The sequence below is a fragment of the Kineococcus indalonis genome, assembly GCF_009906395.1.
Taxonomy (GTDB): domain Bacteria; phylum Actinomycetota; class Actinomycetes; order Actinomycetales; family Kineococcaceae; genus Kineococcus; species Kineococcus indalonis.
In genome coordinates this window covers 1-16,830 of the sequence record NZ_JAAALM010000029.1, presented here as the reverse complement: position 1 = coordinate 16,830, position 16,830 = coordinate 1, and the positions used below count along the sequence as shown (strand labels likewise).

14 protein-coding genes and 2 pseudogenes are annotated in these 16,830 nt (G+C 75.2%); 4 read left to right on the top strand and 12 right to left on the bottom strand.

Annotation, left to right across the window (positions count from 1 at the left end; genetic code table 11):
• Window positions 1-35 precede the first annotated feature (35 nt).
• Window positions 36-1,451 (top strand): annotated as a pseudogene (locus tag GTR00_RS03175) (BCCT family transporter); the annotation flags it as partial.
• 191 nt (window positions 1,452-1,642) lie between these two features.
• Here the strand turns inward: GTR00_RS03175 and GTR00_RS03170 are convergent.
• The 4 genes and pseudogenes from GTR00_RS03170 to GTR00_RS03155 form a co-directional block, all read right to left on the bottom strand.
• A pseudogene (locus GTR00_RS03170) lies at window positions 1,643-2,008 on the bottom strand ((deoxy)nucleoside triphosphate pyrophosphohydrolase); the annotation flags it as partial.
• Window positions 2,005-2,745 (bottom strand): DUF305 domain-containing protein, encoded by a 741-nt coding sequence (locus GTR00_RS03165; protein WP_166610198.1) that lies wholly within the window; start codon window positions 2,743-2,745, stop codon window positions 2,005-2,007. The pseudogene GTR00_RS03170 and the gene GTR00_RS03165, both read right to left, overlap by 4 nt.
• Before the next feature lie 4 nt (window positions 2,746-2,749).
• Entirely contained in the window at window positions 2,750-3,391 is a 642-nt protein-coding gene (locus GTR00_RS03160) for a DUF3105 domain-containing protein (RefSeq protein WP_166610197.1), read from the bottom strand.
• Between the two features lie 132 nt (window positions 3,392-3,523).
• Window positions 3,524-3,688, bottom strand: a complete 165-nt coding sequence (locus tag GTR00_RS03155) for a hypothetical protein (RefSeq protein ID WP_166610196.1) — start codon at window positions 3,686-3,688, stop codon at window positions 3,524-3,526.
• 89 nt (window positions 3,689-3,777) lie between these two features.
• Here GTR00_RS03155 and GTR00_RS03150 point away from each other — a divergent pair, with 89 nt between their 5' ends.
• A complete protein-coding gene (locus GTR00_RS03150) occupies window positions 3,778-4,491 on the top strand; it encodes a VIT1/CCC1 transporter family protein (RefSeq protein ID WP_166610195.1) in 714 nt (237 codons plus the stop codon).
• Window positions 4,492-4,540: 49 nt separating this feature from the next.
• On the opposite strand, the gene GTR00_RS03145 is transcribed toward GTR00_RS03150, so the two are convergent.
• From GTR00_RS03145 to GTR00_RS03110, 8 genes are all read right to left on the bottom strand, one after another.
• Window positions 4,541-6,256 (bottom strand): dipeptide ABC transporter ATP-binding protein, encoded by a 1,716-nt coding sequence (locus tag GTR00_RS03145; RefSeq protein WP_166610194.1) that lies wholly within the window; start codon window positions 6,254-6,256, stop codon window positions 4,541-4,543.
• On the bottom strand, window positions 6,256-7,212 hold the full coding sequence (locus tag GTR00_RS03140; RefSeq protein ID WP_166610193.1) for an ABC transporter permease: 957 nt from the start codon (window positions 7,210-7,212) through the stop codon (window positions 6,256-6,258). Before GTR00_RS03140 ends, GTR00_RS03145 begins: the two co-directional genes overlap by 1 nt.
• Window positions 7,205-8,131: an ABC transporter permease gene (locus GTR00_RS03135; RefSeq protein ID WP_166610192.1), complete on the bottom strand. Its 927-nt coding sequence runs from the start codon at window positions 8,129-8,131 to the stop codon at window positions 7,205-7,207. The genes GTR00_RS03140 and GTR00_RS03135 overlap by 8 nt, the downstream gene beginning before the upstream one ends.
• A gap of 124 nt (window positions 8,132-8,255) precedes the next feature.
• Window positions 8,256-9,890, bottom strand: a complete 1,635-nt coding sequence (locus GTR00_RS03130; RefSeq protein WP_166610202.1) for a peptide ABC transporter substrate-binding protein — start codon at window positions 9,888-9,890, stop codon at window positions 8,256-8,258.
• A gap of 316 nt (window positions 9,891-10,206) precedes the next feature.
• The gene (gene ychF / locus GTR00_RS03125; RefSeq protein ID WP_166610191.1) at window positions 10,207-11,292 is read right to left on the bottom strand and encodes a redox-regulated ATPase YchF; all 1,086 of its coding nucleotides are present in this window, start codon (window positions 11,290-11,292) and stop codon (window positions 10,207-10,209) included.
• 65 nt (window positions 11,293-11,357) lie between these two features.
• On the bottom strand, window positions 11,358-11,624 hold the full coding sequence (locus GTR00_RS03120) for an acyl carrier protein (RefSeq protein WP_205704935.1): 267 nt from the start codon (window positions 11,622-11,624) through the stop codon (window positions 11,358-11,360).
• On the bottom strand, window positions 11,621-13,684 hold the full coding sequence (locus GTR00_RS03115; RefSeq protein ID WP_166610190.1) for an HAD-IIIC family phosphatase: 2,064 nt from the start codon (window positions 13,682-13,684) through the stop codon (window positions 11,621-11,623). Before GTR00_RS03115 ends, GTR00_RS03120 begins: the two co-directional genes overlap by 4 nt.
• A 422-nt stretch (window positions 13,685-14,106) precedes the next feature.
• On the bottom strand, window positions 14,107-15,111 hold the full coding sequence (locus tag GTR00_RS03110; protein ID WP_166610200.1) for a 4-hydroxy-3-methylbut-2-enyl diphosphate reductase: 1,005 nt from the start codon (window positions 15,109-15,111) through the stop codon (window positions 14,107-14,109).
• 124 nt (window positions 15,112-15,235) lie between these two features.
• On the opposite strand from GTR00_RS03110, the gene xseA reads away from it, so the two are divergent.
• Both xseA and GTR00_RS03100 read left to right on the top strand, forming a co-directional pair.
• A complete protein-coding gene (gene xseA / locus GTR00_RS03105) occupies window positions 15,236-16,510 on the top strand; it encodes an exodeoxyribonuclease VII large subunit (RefSeq protein WP_323132173.1) in 1,275 nt (424 codons plus the stop codon).
• Between the two features lie 100 nt (window positions 16,511-16,610).
• Complete coding sequence (locus GTR00_RS03100; protein ID WP_166610199.1) at window positions 16,611-16,826, top strand: exodeoxyribonuclease VII small subunit; 216 nt, start codon at window positions 16,611-16,613, stop codon at window positions 16,824-16,826.
• The last annotated feature ends 4 nt before the right edge of the window (window positions 16,827-16,830 follow it).

Here is a 16,830-nt window from a genome sequence, read left to right as displayed (position 1 = left end):
CCCCCGGGGGCACCCGCCGCGACGGCCCCGCGGCCGTGGCCGAGCGGCCCCCGGTGGACGTGCGCACGCTGGTGGTGGCCGCCGGCGTCGTGGTCGTCTTCCTCCTGGCCGGCGCCCTGCTCCCCGACCGCCTGCAGGCGGGCGCGGACGCCGTCCTGGAGGTCGTCGTCGGCGACTTCGGCTGGGCCTTCGTGCTGGGCGCCACCGGCTTCGTGGTGCTGGCCCTGTTCCTGGCCCTCAGCCGCTTCGGGAGCATCCGCCTGGGCCGCGACGAGGACCGCCCCGAGCACTCGCGGGCCTCCTGGATCGCGATGATGTTCTCCGCCGGCATGGGCATCGGCCTGATCTTCTACGGCGTCACCGAGCCGGTCACCCACCTGACGACCGTCCCGCAGGCCGACGCCGCGCCCGGCTCGCAGGCCGCGGCCCGCGAGGCGATGAACTACTCCCTCTTCCACTGGGGCCTGCACCCCTGGGCGATCTACGCGGTCGTCGGCCTGGCCCTGGCCTACTCCAGCTACCGCAGGGAGCGCGCCGGCGGCTTCAGCGCCGCCTTCGCCCCGCTGCTGCGCGGGCGCCGCGCCCGCAGCGCCGCCCGCGTCATCGACGTCTTCGCGATCTTCGCGACCCTCTTCGGCTCCGCCGTCAGCCTGGGCCTGGGCGCCGCGCAGATGAACGGCGGGCTCACCGAGGTCTTCGGCGTGGAGAACTCCACGACCGTCAAGGTCGCGATCATCGCCGTCCTGACCGCGTGCTTCGTCGTCTCGGCGATCAGCGGCATCGAGCGCGGCATCAAGTGGCTCTCGAACGGCAACACGGTGCTCGCCCTGGTGCTGCTGTTCTTCGTCTTCGTCGCCGGCCCGACCGTCTTCATCCTGAACCTGGTGCCGGCCTCGGCCGGCGGCTACCTCGCCGCGCTGCCGCGCATGGCCACCCGCACCGGCGCCTTCGGCGGCACCGAGTGGCTGAGCGCCTGGACCCTCTTCTACTGGGCGTGGTGGGTGTCCTGGACGCCCTTCGTCGGCGCGTTCCTGGCGAAGATCTCCCGGGGGCGCACGATCCGCGAGTTCGTCGTGGGGGTCATGCTCGTGCCGACCCTGGTGAGCCTGGTGTGGTTCTCCGTCCTGGGCGGCACCGCCATCGACCTGCAGCGCGACGGCGTGGACATCGCCGGCATCGCCGCGCAGGAGTCGCAGCTGTTCACGCTGCTGCAGCAGTTCCCGTGGGCCGGCGCGACGTCCGTGCTCGTGGTGGTCCTCGTGGCGGTCTTCTTCGTCTCCGGCGCGGACGCCTCCAGCATCGTCATGGGCTCGCTGAGCTCCTACGGCGCCGACGAGCCGCGCAAGTGGCTGACCGCGCTGTGGGGCCTGCTCATGGGCCTGGTCGCCATCGTGCTCTTCTTCGCCGGCGGCCTGCAGGCCCTGCAGGACGTCACGATCATCGCCGCGGCCCCGTTCCTGGTGATCATGGTGTTCATGTGCGTGGCGCTGGTGAAGGACCTCGCCCGCGACCCGAAGGTGACCACGCCGCACCGGCGCTCCGGCGACCGCCGCGACCCGCGCGCCACGGCCGCGGACACGGGGTGGGAGCACCCGGCAGGCGCGGCCGCGCCGCCCGCGCCGCCGGCGCCGGGCGCCGGTGCCCCGGGCAGCCAGTCCACCGAGGACCACCGCCCCACCGCCAGCGGCCGCAGCTCGTCGTGGTCCTCCAGCGGCGCCGGCTCCCCGCGCAGCACCCGGGCCCACCACACCCGCATGACGAGGTCGCCGCCCAGCGGCCAGGCCCCCCCGCGCGGGCCGGGCACCTCCTCGCCCAGCTCGACCTCGACGCCGAGCTCCTCGCGCAGCTCGCGGTGCAGCGCCTCCTGCGGCGACTCGCCGGGCTCGACCTTGCCGCCGGGCAGCTCCCAGCGCCCGGCCAGCGCCGGGGGGGCGCTGCGCCGCGCGGCCAGCAGCACCGCGGGACGCTGCAGGTCGTCGACGATCGCGGCCCCGACCACGAGCCTCACGCGGCGCCCCCCTCCGTCGTGGCGCCCCGCGGCGCGGCGGTGTCCCCAGCGGTGCCGTCGGCGGTGCCGTCGGCGGTGTCCCCGGCGGTGCCGTCGGCGGGCAGGGGCCGGGCCCCGCGCGCGGCGAGCAGGTCGGTGAGCACCTGCACCTCGCTGCGCTGGCTGGTGGCGATGGCCCGCGCCAGCGAGCGCAGCTGCGGGTCGGCCACGCGCTCGGCGCCCGTCTCGGCCATCTCCAGGCCCCCCTCGTGGTGGCGCAGCACCAGCTGCAGGAAGTCGACCTCGAACACCTCCCCCGTCTCCGAGCCCAGCCGCGCCAGCTCGGCGGGGGTGGCCATGCCGGGCATGGTGCGGCCCCGCCCCTGCTGGCGCAGGTGCTCGGCGTGCCCGGGGGTGCCCTCCATCCAGGCCATGACCGGTGCCGAGCCGCGCAGCGGCACGCCCCACCGACCCAGCAGCGCCTGCATGCGCCCGACCTGGTTGCCCTGGGTGGAGGCGATGTCCACGGCGAGCTGGCGCACCTCCGGCGAGGGCGCGGTCTGGACGGCCTCGAAGGCCATGGCGACGGCCTGCTGGTGGTGGGTGCTCATGTCGCGGGCGAAGCCGACGTCAGCGGACTGCTCGCCCGGGGCGTCGGGCAGCGCCCGGCCGAGCAGCACGCCGGCCACCAGGGCGGCCAGCAGGGCGGCGACCAGCAGCAGCGCCCCGCGACCGGTCGCCGGGGCGGGGGACCTCACGAGCTCACCCGGTGGGGGTCCCCACGCCGTTGCTGCACAGCGCGCCCGGCTCGGGCGTCTGCGCGCCCTGCACGTACTCCTCCAGGAAGGCGCCGATGCGCCGGTCGGAGGCGTCCTGCACCGTCAGCTGGTGGTTCCAGGCGGACAGCACGATCGGCGAGGGCAGGCCCTCGTAGGGCGAGAGCACGGTGTAGTCGTCGCCCTCGACCGCCTCCTGCAGCTGCTGCACCTGCGCGGCGGGCAGGTCGGGCCGGTAGGTGATCCACACGGCGCCGTGCTCCATGCTGTGCACGGCGTTCTCGTTCGGCACCGGGGCGTCGTAGACGCCGCAGTTCAACCAGACGGGGTTGTGCTCACCACCGGCGGGCGGGTTCTCCGCGTACTGCACCGGTTCCTCGGTGTGCGCCCCGGCGGTGTACTGGAAGGTGCGCACGGCCTCCAGCGAGGGCGGGTCCGGCTGCGCGGCGACGACCGCGGCCACCCCCGCCCCGCCGGCGGCGACCAGCACCACCGGCACGGCGATCAGCGCCACCTTGCGCCGGCGCGCGCGGGCCCTCTCGGCGCGCTGCATCGCGGCCACGCGCGCCGCGCGGTCCTGCCGGCCGGTGTTCGCGGAGCCGGTCGGCTCGTCCTGCTCGTCGGGCATCGACTCCCTCTCCCCGTGGGCGCCCCTGCGGCGGCCCGTCCCCAGTCTGCAACGCCGGGCGGGGTGCGCGGGTTCGGCCCCGCGCCGCTGCGGGGTGCGTGATCTGCGCCACGGGCCGGCGCGGGGGGGTGCTCAGCCGTGCCGGGCGGCGCGGTCCGCCTCGCGGGCCCGGCGGGCCCGCTCGCCGTGGTCCAGGCGCGCGGTGGCGGTGAGGCGGTGGCGGGGGCTGGTGCGCCAGTACACGACGGCGACCCCGGCGGCGACGGCCAGCACGGTCAGTGCGACGACGAACTGCATCGGCCCAGCGTAGCCACGGCGCCCCGCGCCGTCAGCAGAGCGCGCGGGCGGGTGGGGGTGCCCGGGCGCGCGCGCCCTACCCTTCGGCCGTGGTCGACACGCACCCCGACGAGCCCGCCCTGCACGTCTCCGACGTCGACGCCCGCCTGAACCGGCTGCGCGCGGGCGTCCTGGGCGCCAACGACGGCGTGGTCTCCGTGGCCGGGGTGGTCCTGGGCGTCGTGGCGGCCACCGAGCACCCCGGCGCGCTGGCGGCCGCGGGCGTGGCCGCGCTGGTGGCCGGGGCGCTGTCGATGGGCACCGGGGAGTACGTCTCGGTGAGCACCCAGTCCGACACCCAGCGCGCGCTGCTGGCGAAGGAGCGCTGGGAGCTGGCGGAGATGCCCGAGCAGGAGCTGGCCGAGCTGGTGGCGATCTACGAGGCCAAGGGCCTGCGCCCCGAGCTGGCGCACCGGGTGGCCGTGGAGCTCACCGAGCACGACGCGCTGGCCGCGCACGCCGAGGCGGAGCTGGGGCTGGACCCCGAGGGGCTGACGAGCCCGTGGCAGGCGGCGCTGACCTCCACCGCGGCCTTCACCGTCGGCGGGCTGCTGCCGCTGCTGGCGGTGCTGCTGCCGCCCGAGCCGGCTCGGGTGCTGGTGTGCGTGGCGGCCGTCGTGGCCGCGCTCGTGCTCACCGGGGCGGTGAGCGCGCGCCTGGGCGGGGCGCCGGTGCCGCGGGCGGTGGCCCGCAACGTCGGCGGCGGCGTGCTCGCGATGGCCGTCACCCACGCCGTGGGCCACCTGGTCGGCGCGGCGCTATGACGGGCGGGCCCTGCCCGCGGGGAGGACCCGCCCGGTGCACCGGCGCCGGTCAGACGCCGAGCTCGATGTTCCCGCCGGGGATGGCCTCCAGCAGCGCCCGCGTGTACTCCTGCCGGGGGCTGCGGAAGACCTCGTCGGTGGTGGCGGCCTCCACCAGGCGGCCCTTCTGCATGACGACGACGTCGTCGGCGATCTGCCGCACCACCGCCAGGTCGTGGGTGATGAACAGGTACGTCAGCCCCAGCTCGGCCTGCAGGTCGTTGAGCAGGGTGAGGATCTGCCCCTGCACCAGCACGTCCAGGGCGCTGACGGCCTCGTCGCACACGACGACCTCGGGGTTCAGCGCCAGGGCGCGGGCGATGGCGACGCGCTGGCGCTGCCCGCCGGACAGCTCGTTGGGGTAGCGCCGGATCGTGCCCGCCGGCAGCGCGACCTTGTCCAGCAGGTCGCGCACGCGCGCCTCGCGGGACTTCGCGTCGCCGATGCCGTGCACCCGCAGCGGTTCCTCGATCGTGCGGTAGATGCTGAACGACGGGTCCAGGGAGCCGTAGGGGTTCTGGAAGATCGGCTGCACCCGGCGGCGGAAGTCGAAGCGCCGGCGGGCGTCGAGGGTGGTGATGTCGACGCCGTCGAAGCGCACCGTGCCGGAGGTGGCGGGCAGCAGGTTCAGCACCATCTGCGCCACGGTGGACTTGCCCGAGCCGGACTCGCCCACGACGGCGGTGGTGGTGCCGCGGCGCACGGCGAAGCTGACGCCGTCGACGGCGCGCAGCTTCTCCCCGCGCGGGCCGGAACCGCGGATGGTGAACACCTTCGTGAGGTCCTCGACCTCGATGACGTTCGCGGTCTGCTCCACCCCGACGTCGCTGCCGGCGACGGCGGCGGCGTGCGCCAGGCCGGCGTGCTCGGCGGCGGCGGCGGCGACCTGCTCGCGCTGCGAGGAGGAGCGCAGGCGCTGCGAGGCCAGCGAGGGCGCGGCGCGCACGAGGCGCTGGGTGTACGGGTGCTGGGGGTCCTGCAGGATCTGCAGGGCGGGGCCGGACTCGACGACCTGGCCCTTGTACATGACCACGAGGTGCTCGGCGCGCTCGGCGGCCAGGCCGAGGTCGTGGGTGATGAGCAGCACGGCCGTGCCCAGCTCGCGGGTCAGCCCGTCGAGGTGGTCGAGGATCTGGCGCTGCACGGTCACGTCCAGCGCGGAGGTCGGCTCGTCGGCGATGAGCAGGCGCGGGCGCGAGGCCAGGCCGATGGCGATGAGGGCGCGCTGGCGCATGCCGCCGGAGAACTCGTGCGGGTACTGCTTGGCGCGGCGGTCGGCGTCGGGCAGGCCGGCCTCGGCGAGCAGCTGCGCGGCGCGCTGCTTGGCGGCGCGGCCCTTGGCCAGGCCGTTGGCGGCCAGCGCCTCGCGCACCTGGAAGCCGATGGTCCACACCGGGTTCAGGTTGGACATCGGGTCCTGCGGGACCAGGCCGATGTGCTTGCCGCGCAGCTCGACGAACTCGCGCCGGGAGGCGTGGGCGATGTCGCGCCCGTCGAAGAGGACCTGCCCGCCCACGACCCGGCCGTTGCCGGGCAGCAGCCCGATGACGGCCTGGGCGGTGGTGGACTTGCCGGAGCCGGACTCGCCGACGATGGCCACCGTCTGCCCGGGGTAGACCGTGAGGTCCGCCCCGCGCACGGCGTGCACCGCGCGCCCGCCGGAGGTGAAGTCGACGTGCAGGCCGCGCACCTGCAGCAGCGGCTGGTCGGCGTCGGAGGCGGGCATCAGCGGGTCCGGCCCTTCGGGTCCAGGGCGTCGCGCAGGGCGTCGCCGAGCATGAGGAAGCTGAGCACGGTGACCGACAGGCCGATCGAGGGCCACAGCAGCACCCAGGGGTCGGTGCGCAGCGTGGTCTGCGCGCGGCTGATGTCGCCGCCCCAGGAGACGGTGCTGGGCGGCAGGCCGATGTTCAGGAAGGACAGGGTCGCCTCGGCGGCGATGAACGTGCCCAGCGAGATGGTCGCCACGACGATGACGGGGCCCAGGGCGTTGGGCACGACGTGGCGCAGCAGGACCTTCAGCTTGCCCAGGCCCAGCGAGGTGGCGGCGGTGACGTACTCGTTGGAGCGCACCTGCAGCACCGAGCCGCGCATGATGCGGGCCACCTGCGGCCAGCCGAAGACCGCCAGGGTGAGGGCGACGGTGAAGCTGTTCCGGGTGTCGAGCATCTGCATGAGGATGATGCCGCCGAGCAGCAGGGGCACGGCGAAGAAGATGTCGGCGAAGCGGCTGAGCACCGCGTCCAGCCAGCCGCCGAAGAAGCCGGCCAGGGCGCCGACGACGCCGCCGATGACCACGACGAGCGCGGTGGCGATGACGCCGACGCTCACCGAGGCGCGCGCGCCGTGGACCAGGCGCGAGTAGACGTCGGTGCCCTGCTGGGTGAAGCCCAGCGGGTGCCCCTCGGCGGGCCCCTGCAGCGAGCGCGTCAGGTCCGCGAAGCGGGGGTCCACCGAGGTGAACAGCGACGGGAACAGCGAGACGACGAGCAGCAGCAGGATGATCAGCGAGGAGACCAGGAACAGCGGGCGCCGGCGCAGCCGGCGCCAGGCGTCGGCCCACAGGCTGGTGGGCGGGGCCTGCTCGTCGACGGCGTCGACGGCGGCCAGCGGCGTCTCCTCCAGGGGGGCGACGTGGTGCTCCTGCCCGGGGCGCACGGCGGCGGTGGGGCGGTCAGGCATAGCGGATCCTCGGGTCCAGCACGGCGTAGAGCAGGTCCACGGCGAGGTTGGCGAGCAGGTAGACCATGACCAGGATGGTGACGACCGAGACGACCGTCGGCCCCTCGCCGCGGATGACCGACTGGTAGACGAGGTTGCCCACGCCCGGCACGTTGAAGATGCCCTCGGTGACGATCGCGCCGCCCATGAGGGCGCCCAGGTCAGTGCCCAGGAAGGTCACCACGGGGATGAGCGAGTTGCGCAGCACGTGGACCGTCATGACCCTCGGGCGCGACAGGCCCTTGGCGGTGGCGGTGCGCACGTGGTCGGCGCTGAGCCCCTCGGCCACCGAGTTGCGGGTCAGGCGCAGCACGTAGGCGAAGGACAGCGCGCCCAGCACGACGCCGGGCAGCAGCAGGTCGGTCAGCCCGGGGTCGGAGCCGACCGTGGGGTTGACCACCCCCCACTTCACGCCGAACAGGAACTGCGCGACGAAGCCGAGCACGAACACCGGGATGCCGATGACGACCAGGCTGAGCACCAGCACGGTGGAGTCGAACCAGCCGCCGCGGCGCAGGCCGGCGAGGAAGCCGAAGACGATGCCGAAGACCGCCTCGACGGCCAGCGCCACGAGCGCCAGCTTCACCGTCACCGGGAAGGCGTCGGCGATGAGGTCGATGACGGGGCGGCCGGTGAAGGACTGCCCGAAGTCCAGGCTGAGCGCGCCCTTGATGAAGAGCAGGTACTGCACGAGGAACGGCTCGTCGAGGTTGTACTGCTCGCGCAACCGGGCCGCGGTGGCCTCGTTGACGCCGCGGTCGCCGAAGAGGGCGGCGACGGGGTCGCCCGGGAGCAGGAACACGAGCGCGTAGATCAGCAGCGTCGCGCCGAAGAAGACGGGCACCATCTGCAGCAGACGGCGCCCCACGTACCAAGCCATGCGGGGCCTCCTCGGGGCGGGGCGCCGGCACGAGCGCCGCCCCGGTCGAGCGGTCGGGTGACCCGGCCGCTCGCGCGCACCGGGTGCTCCGGGGCGCCGCGCCGCGGCACCCCGGAGCAGCGGGTCAGGACTTCGTGATCTCGTAGTACAGCGGCTGGCTGTCCCACCCGAACCGGACGTTCTCGACGGTCTCCGCCGAGCCGCCGCTGACGTTCTGGTACCACAGGGAGATCGCGGGCAGGTCGCGGAACAGGATGGTCTGCGCCTGGTTCCACAGCGTGGCCGCCTGCGCGGCGTCGGTGGTGCTGGCGCCCTGCTGCAGCAGGGAGTCGAACTCCGGGTTGCTGTAGTCGCCGTCGTTCGAGCTGCCGCCGGTGGCGAAGTTCGGCGCGAGGAAGTTGTAGAGCGAGGGGTAGTCGCCCTGCCAGCCGGAGCGGAACGCCGTCTGGATGGAGCGGGCGTTGATCTCCGAGCGCAGCTGCGCGAAGGTCGCGTACGGGCGGCCCTCGGACTGGATGCCCAGCGTCTGGCGCAGGCCCGCGGTCACCGCGTCCACCCAGCCCTGGTGCGGGCCGTCGGCGTTGTAGGCGATGTCGACGCTGCCGGTGAAGGGCTCGATGGCCTCCGCCTGCGCCCACAGCTGCTTGGCCTGGTCGGGGTCGTAGTCCAGGACCTCGTTGCCCTCGATGGCGTCGGAGAAGCCGTCGAGGACCGGGGAGGTGTAGTCGCTGGCCGGGGTGCGGGTACCGGAGAAGATCTGCTCGCAGATCGTGGTCCGGTCGATCGCCAGGGAGATCGCGCGCCGGCGCAGCAGCCCGGCCTCGCCGGACATCCCCGGCATGTACTGCGGGATCGTGAAGGCCTGGAAGATCGCCGCCGGCATGTTGACCCCGCGCTCGCCCAGGTCGGACTCGAAGACGGTCAGCGCCGAGTCGGGGATCTGGTCCAGCACGTCCAGGTTGCCCGAGTTCAGGTCCGCGTAGGCGGCGTCCTGGCTCTCGTAGAAGACGAAGGCCAGGCCGGCGTTCTGCGCGGCGCGCGGGCCGTCGTAGGCGTCGTTGGGCACCAGGTCGATGCGCACGTTGTGCTGCCAGGCGCCCTGCTCGGCCAGCTTGTAGGGGCCGTTGCCGATCGGGTTCTCGCCGTAGGCGGCCATGTCGTCGTACGCGGAGGCGGGCAGCGGGTAGTACGCCGAGTAGCCCAGGCGCAGCGGGAAGTCGCCCTCGGGCTGGGTCAGGGCGACCGTGAAGGTGGTGTCGTCCACGACGACCAGGCCGGACATGGTCTGCGCGGTGGGCGGGTCGGCCTGGACGTCGGCGTAGCCGACGATCGGCTCGAAGAAGTAGGCCTGCAGCTGGTCGTTGGTGAGCAGCGCGGCGTAGTTCCAGGCGTCCACGAAGGACTGCGCCGTGACCGGGGTGCCGTCGGAGAAGGTCTGCCCGGAGCGGATGCGGATGGTGTAGTTCTGCGCGTCCGTGGTCTCGATGGACTCCGCGAGGTCGTTCTGCACGGAGCCGTCGGCCTCGTAGTAGCACAGGCCGGCGAAGACGTTCTGGACGATGCGGCCGCCGCCGACCTCGTTGGTGTCCGAGGGGAGCAGGGGGTTCTCCGGCTCGGTGCCGTTGGCGCTGACGACGGCACCGGCGCCGTCCCCGCCGCCCTCGCCGCCCTCGTCGTCGGACCCGCCGCACGCCGCCAGCAGGCTGCCGACGGCCGCGGCGCCGACGAGGCCCTTGAGGCCGTCGCGGCGGCTCAGCACGGGACCGCGGGAGACCAGGCCGACGCGGCGCACGGGGCCCCGCTCGTCGTCCTTCTCGAAGCTGCTCACGGTGGGACTCCTCCTAGCGGGCGTCTCTGCTTGGGCACGTTGCCCAGGTGCGGCGACTCCTGGCGAGCAGGATGTCCACCCCAGACGAACGGGCAGCACGTTAACACCCGTGGGCGCGGGCGGGGCGCGAAGCCCTCGCGACACCGCCCGCGTGCCCGCGGGCTCGGTACCAGTGTCACCCGAGCGCTGCCGTGCTGCACACCACGGGCCACCGGCGCTCGCCGCCCGTCACCGGAACGGCTCCGGCTCAGACGTTGAAGCGGAACTCCACGACGTCGCCGTCGGCCATGACGTAGTCCTTGCCCTCGATGCGCACCCTGCCCTGCGCCTTGGCCTCGGCCATCGAGCCGGCCGCGACGAGGTCCTCGAAGGAGACGACCTCGGCCTTGATGAAGCCGCGCTGGAAGTCGGTGTGGATCACCCCGGCCGCCTGCGGGGCGGTCCAGCCCTTGCGGATCGTCCAGGCGCGCGACTCCTTCGGGCCGGCGGTCAGGTAGGTCTGCAGGCCCAGCGCGGCGAAGCCGACGCGGGCCAGCTGGTTCAGGCCCGGCTCGTCCTGCCCCACCGAGGCCAGCAGCTCGGCGGCCTCGTCGGCGTCCAGCTCGGCCAGCTCCGACTCCAGCTTGGCGTCCAGGAAGACCGCCTCGGCCGGCGCGACCAGCGCGCGCAGCTCGTCCATGCGGGCGGCGTCGCCCAGCACCGTCTCGTCGACGTTGAAGACGTACAGGAACGGCTTGGTGGTCAGCAGGCCCAGCTCGCGCAGCTGCGCGACGTCCACGTCGTCCGCCGCGGTCGCCGCCGACAGGGGGCGGCCGGAGTCCAGCACGGCCTGCGCCGCCTGCGCCGCGCGCAGCACCGCCGGGTCGGCCTTCCTGCCCTTGACCTCCTTCTCCAGGCGCGGCACGGCGCGCTCCAGGGTCTGCAGGTCGGCCAGCACCAGCTCGGTGTGCACGGTCTCGATGTCGTCGGCGGGGTCCACCGCGCCGGCCACGTGCACGACGTCGGGGTCGGCGAAGGCCCGGGTCACCTGGCAGATGGCGTCCGCCTCGCGGATGTTGGCCAGGAACTTGTTGCCCAGCCCCTCGCCCTCGCTGGCGCCCTTGACGATGCCGGCGATGTCGACGAAGGAGACCGTGGCGGGCACGGTGCGCTCGCTGGAGAAGATGCGGGCCAGCTCGTCCAGGCGCGGGTCCGGCAGCGGCACCACCCCGACGTTGGGCTCGATCGTGGCGAACGGGTAGTTCGCCGCGAGCGCGTCGTTCTCGGTGAGCGCGTTGAACAGGGTGGACTTGCCGACGTTGGGCAGTCCGACGATGCCGATGGTGAGGGCCACGGGCACAGCAGCCTACCGCCGCCGCGGCCGGGGCCCGCCCGCAGCGGTCCCCGGCCGGCGCGGCCTCAGCCCGCGGCCCGCGCGAGGAAGCCGCGCAGCTCCCCCACGTCGGCGAAGGAGGTCAGCTGGGCGTCGGTGAACTGCACCCCGAACTCCGACTCCAGCGAGAACATGATGTTGATGTGCGCCAGCGAGTCCCAGCCGGGCACGTCCTGCGCCGTCGTGGAGCCGCTCAGCTGCAGCTGCTCGTCGCCGAGCACCTCGCGGAAGACGCGCAGCACGCGGCCGTCCACGCCGTCCTCGCCCAGCAGGTCACCGGTCGTCCCGCTCACTGGAGCACCTCCTCCTGCCGGCGCTGCGCCGGCACCTCGTCGTCGTCCTGCCCGGCGGCGCCCTGCTCGGCCGCCCCCTCGGCGCCCGCCCGCGGGCGCACGTCCACCTCCACCCGCACCAGGCCCGGGGTGCGCACCGGCTCGGGCACCGGGAGCACCCAGCCGGTGGAGCCCTCCCCGGCGCGCCCGTCCTCCTGCGGCGCGCGGGTGAAGCCCAGCCGCTCGTACAGGCCCGCGACCTGCCCGTTCTTGGCGGTGGGCACGTACGTGCCGCGCAGGCGGGTGCAGCCCAGCGCCCGCGCCTGCGCCACCAGCACCCCGAGCATCTCGTCCTCCAGGGTGCGGCCGATGACGCGGCAGCTCAGCAGCCAGCTGTCGACGTCCAGCTCGGGGCCCTCCGGACCCGGGACGCGGTGCGCCAGGAGCACGCCGACGACGCCGTGGTCGGCGAAGCGGTCGCTCAGCCGCACCACCTGCGCGTGCCAGTCGGGGTCGGCGGCGAACGCCTGCACGTCGGCCAGGGAGTGGCGGCGCGTCGTGAGGTTGAACTGGTTGGTCTTGCCCAGCAGCTGCGCCACCCGGGCGGTGTTGGCCTCCCCCAGCGGCGCCACGTGCGCCCGCATGCCCAGCCCGCGCAGGAAGTCCTCCAGGGAGCCGGCGGCCTCGCGCTGCCCGGCGGCCCGGGCCCGCGCCCGGTACTGCTCGGTGCGCGCGGCGTCCTCGGCGGTCAGCGCGTCGGTCTCGAAGAAGGGGTAGCGCGCCAGGGCGGCGACGTACCCGGCCGGCTCGGCCGGCAGCGGCACCACGTCCACGGCCGGGACCAGCTCGCGCACCGCCTCGCGCTCGGCGGGGTTGTCGTCCACGAAGACGAGCGCGTCCTCGCCGACGCCCAGGGCGGCCGCGATGGAGCGCACGGCCGTGGGCTTGTCCTGCCAGCTGGCCTCGAGGACGGCGACGTCGTCCAGGGAGAGGAGCATCTCGGGGTTCTCGGCGAACACCTGGCGCACCAGGTGCTCGTCGTTCTTGGAGCAGACCGCCAGCACCACGCCCTTGTCCTTCAGGGCCAGCACGTGGCGCTGGAAGGCGCTGAAGGCCTCCCCGGCGGGGCCGGCGCCCAGCGTGACGCCGTGCACGCCGACCTCGCCGAGCACCCCGCCCCACAGGGTGCCGTCCAGGTCCAGGACCAGGCACTTGCGCGAGGCGCCCAGCTGGGCGGCGATCACGGCGGCGGTGTGCCGGGCCAGCAGCGGCACGCAGGCCAGCGAGACGGCCTGCTTGGCGGCGTGCACGTAGCGCGGGTCGCTCCAGGTGCGCTTGCCGACGTCGGAGGCCAGCCGTTCGCAGTCCACCAGCGCCACGCCCCGCCCGGCCGGCGAGGCCGCCACCTCGCCGAGGCGCTCGGAGAAGCGGCGCAGCAGCGCCGAGCGCGAGCCGGGCACGCGCGCGGCCAGGTGGCCCATCGGCTCGTCCGGCGGCACGACGGCGCCGTGGTGCACGACGCGGGCGCCGAAGCGCTCGCGCGCCAGGTCCCACAGGGAGGTCCAGCGCTCCAGCTCGGCCTCGACGGCGGCGGCCGGGTCGGCCGGGGAGGGCGGCAGGTCCACCTCGGCGGCGTCCACGGCCAGCACCACCACGTCGGGGGCGAAGGCGTGCAGCCCGCTGGCGGGGTCGAGCAGCTCCTGGCGGTAGAGCCCGTAGCCGCACTCGTAGACCTCCACCTCCACGCCCGCGCGGGCGCAGGCCACCGGCAGCAGGCCCGTGAGCTGGGTGGTGGTGTAGCTGCCCAGGACGGCCACCCGCGCCCGGCGCGGGGCCGGCGCCAGCTCGGCGCGGTGGCGCTCCCACACGCGCGAGGCGGCGAGCCAGCCGGCGAAGTCCTCCCCCGCGTCGAGGGAGGCGAAGGCCCACTGCACGGCGCGGCGGGCGTCCCCCGCCGCGGACAGCGCTCGGGCGAGGTCCAGGCAGGCGCGCTGCGCGGGCACCTGCTGCGCGGAGACCACCGCCAGGGCCCGCGCCACCGGGTCCCGGGGCTCGTGCCCGTGCTGGTCGACGGCGTCCATCGTGTTCCCCCCGTGGTCGATCGGTGCCGATCGTCTCGATCGCGCGGCGGGCGGTGCCGGGACCGCTCCGGGGCCCCCGACCCCCGGGCCCGGCACCGCCGCCCCCGCAACTCTCTCGTAGCGTCACTGTAGTGGAGGGCCGCTGAGACGCAGCTGAAACCCGGTACCCGCGCGCGCCGCGGGGCGCACCCGCGCGGACCCCCGCGGCGACCGCCGGTGCCGGTCCGCGCACGCGGGGCGGACGGTCCCGCCGGCGGGGGCGCGAGAGCGCAGGGGGTGCGCCTCAGCTGCTCACGCAGAGCACGCTAGTGGGCACGGAACGTCCTGAGAAGGGTGGCGCGCGCACCACCCGGACGGAGCAGCGCGACGGGCGGCGGCGGGGCGCACGTCGTCGTGCGCGCCGCGGGGCGCGGGAGCGGGGCTCAGACCGGGGTGACCGGCAGGCTGCGGCGCTTGAGGTCGCGACGCAGGTCGGTGGGCAGCGAGAAGACGAGGTCCTCCTGCGCGGTGGTGACCTCCTCCACCGCCCCGTAGCCGCGCGCGGCCAGGTGCTCGACGACCTCGCGCACCAGCACCTCGGGCACCGAGGCCCCGGAGGTCACGCCCACGGTGGTGACGCCCTCGAACCAGGAGTCCTGGATCTCCGGGGCGCCGTCCACGCGGTGCGAGGCGCGCGCACCGGCGTCCAGGGCCACCTCCACCAGCCGCACCGAGTTGGAGGAGTTCGCCGAGCCCACCACGATCACCAGGTCCGACTCGGCGGCGATCTTCTTCACGGCCACCTGGCGGTTCTGGGTGGCGTAGCAGATGTCGTCGCTGGGCGGGTCGGCCAGGTGGGGGAAGCGCTCGCGCAGCCGGCGCACCGTCTCCATGGTCTCGTCCACGCTCAGCGTCGTCTGCGAGAGCCAGACGAGGTTCTCGGGGTCGCGCACCTGCACCTCGTCGGCCGCCTCGGGGCTGTCGACGACCGTGATGTGCTCGGGGGCCTCCCCCGCCGTGCCCTCGACCTCCTCGTGCCCGTGGTGGCCGATGAGCAGGATCTGCGCGTCGCGCTCGGCGAAGCGCACGGCCTCGCGGTGCACCTTGGTCACCAGCGGGCAGGTGGCGTCGATGGTGCGCAGCGAGCGGGCCGCGGCCTCCTCGCGCACCGCGGGGCTGACGCCGTGCGCGGAGAAGACCACGTGGGCGCCCTCGGGCACCTCGGAGGTCTCCTGCACGAAGACCGCGCCGCGCTCGGCCAGCGTCCGCACGACGTGCTTGTTGTGCACGATCTCCTTGCGGACGTAGACGGGGGCGCCGTACAGCTCCAGCGCCTTCTCCACCGCCTCCACGGCGCGGTCCACGCCGGCGCAGTACCCGCGCGGGGCGGCCAGCAGCACGCGCTTGCCGCCGTCCCAGGCGGCGCGCTCGGCGGCACCGGCCAGCACCGCGGAGTCGGCGCAGTCGTCGGCGGCGGTCGCGGGGGCGTCCAGGGGGGTCTGCGTCACGCCCCCATGGTAAGTGGCCCCCGCGACGCCGCGGCCGGGCGCGGGCTGCGGGCAGGATGGGCGCGTGCCCGCGCAGACCCCCGCCGCCGAGCCGCCGCGCCGACCCGCCACCGCCTCGGAGACCACCGCGGAGAACCCCTGGCCGGTGCGGCTGCTGGCCGCCAAGATCGACGCCTACGTGGCGCGGATGCCGTGGACGTGGGTGGAGGGGCAGGTCGTGCAGGTCAGCGACCGCCCCGGCACGCAGGTGGTCTTCGTCACCCTGCGCGACGCCGACACGGACATGTCGCTGCCCCTGACCCTGACCCGCCGGGTCCTGGCGCGGCTGCGCGACGTGCTGCCCGAGGGCCTGCGGCACGGCGCGCGCGTGGTGGTGCGCGCCCGGCCGGAGTTCTACGCCAAGCGCGGCAGCTTCAGCCTGGCCGTCGACGACGTGCGCCCCGTGGGCGTGGGCGAGCTGCTGGCCCGCCTGGAGCACCTCAAGCGGGTGCTGGCCGCCGAGGGGCTCTTCGACGCCGGGCGCAAGCGGCCGCTGCCCTTCCTGCCGCGCGCGGTGGGCCTGGTGTGCGGGCGCGCCAGCGCCGCCGAGCGCGACGTGGTGGACAACGCCCGGCTGCGCTGGCCGGCGGTGCGCTTCGAGGTGCGCGAGGTCGCCGTGCAGGGCCCGGCGGCGGTGACGGAGGTGGCCGCGGCGGTGCGCGAGCTCGACGCCCTGGCGGAGGTCGACGTCGTCGTGGTCGCCCGCGGCGGCGGCAGCGTGGAGGACCTGCTGCCCTTCAGCAACGAGGCGCTGGTGCGGGCGGTGGCCGGCGCGCGCACCCCGGTGGTCTCCGCGATCGGGCACGAGGTGGACAACCCGCTGCTGGACCTGGTCGCCGACGTGCGCGCCTCCACGCCCACCGACGCCGCCCGCCTGGTGGTGCCGGACGTGGCCGAGCAGCTGGCGGTCGTGGAGCAGCTGCGCGGGCGGGCGCTGCGGGTGCTGGCCGCGCGCGTGGAGCGGGAGGCCTCCGAGCTGGCGGCGCTGACCACCCGCCCGGTGCTGGCCCGCCCGCGCGTGCTGGTGGACGGACCGGCGGCCGAGGTGGAGCGGCTGCGCGGGCGGGCGCACCGGGCGCTGGCGGCCCGCCTGGAGCGCGGCGCGGTGGAGGTGGAGCACCTGAGCACCAGCGTGCGGGCCCTCTCGCCGCGCTCGACGCTGCTGCGCGGCTACGCCGTGGTGCAGGCCGTGGGCGCGGACGGGTGCGCGCGGGTGGTGCGCGAGCCGGCGGACGCGCCGGCGGGCGCGGCGCTGCGGGTGCGGCTGGCCGACGGCGAGCTGGCCGCGCGCGCCGGGTGAGGCCGCGCGCCTAGGGTGGCGCCCCGTGCCCAGGAAGTCCCAGACTCGGACCGAGCCCCAGACCGAGCCGCAGACCCAGACCGAGCCGGGGGCGAGCGCCCTGCCCGCGGACGTCGCCGCCCTGGGCTACGAGGAGGCCCGCGACGAGCTGGCCGAGGTGGTGCGCCGGCTGGAGGCCGGCGGCACCGGCCTGGAGGAGTCGCTGGCGCTGTGGGAGCGCGGGGAGGCGCTGGCCGAGGCGTGCCGCCGCCGGCTGGAGGGCGCGCGCGCCCGCCTGGACGCCGCGCGCCCGGCCGACGAGCAGGAGCAGGGGTAGGGGT

Excerpts from the sequence above, each read along its gene's own strand:
- GTR00_RS03160 (WP_166610197.1), bottom strand. The coding sequence starts at position 3,391 with ATGCCCGACGAGCAGGACGAGCCGACCGGCTCCGCGAACACCGGCCGG.
- GTR00_RS03155 (WP_166610196.1), bottom strand. The coding sequence starts at position 3,688 with ATGCAGTTCGTCGTCGCACTGACCGTGCTGGCCGTCGCCGCCGGGGTC.
- GTR00_RS03145 (WP_166610194.1), bottom strand. The coding sequence starts at position 6,256 with ATGCCCGCCTCCGACGCCGACCAGCCGCTGCTGCAGGTGCGCGGCCTG.
- GTR00_RS03140 (WP_166610193.1), bottom strand. The coding sequence starts at position 7,212 with ATGCCTGACCGCCCCACCGCCGCCGTGCGCCCCGGGCAGGAGCACCAC.
- GTR00_RS03135 (WP_166610192.1), bottom strand. The coding sequence starts at position 8,131 with ATGGCTTGGTACGTGGGGCGCCGTCTGCTGCAGATGGTGCCCGTCTTC.
- GTR00_RS03115 (WP_166610190.1), bottom strand. The coding sequence starts at position 13,684 with ATGGACGCCGTCGACCAGCACGGGCACGAGCCCCGGGACCCGGTGGCG.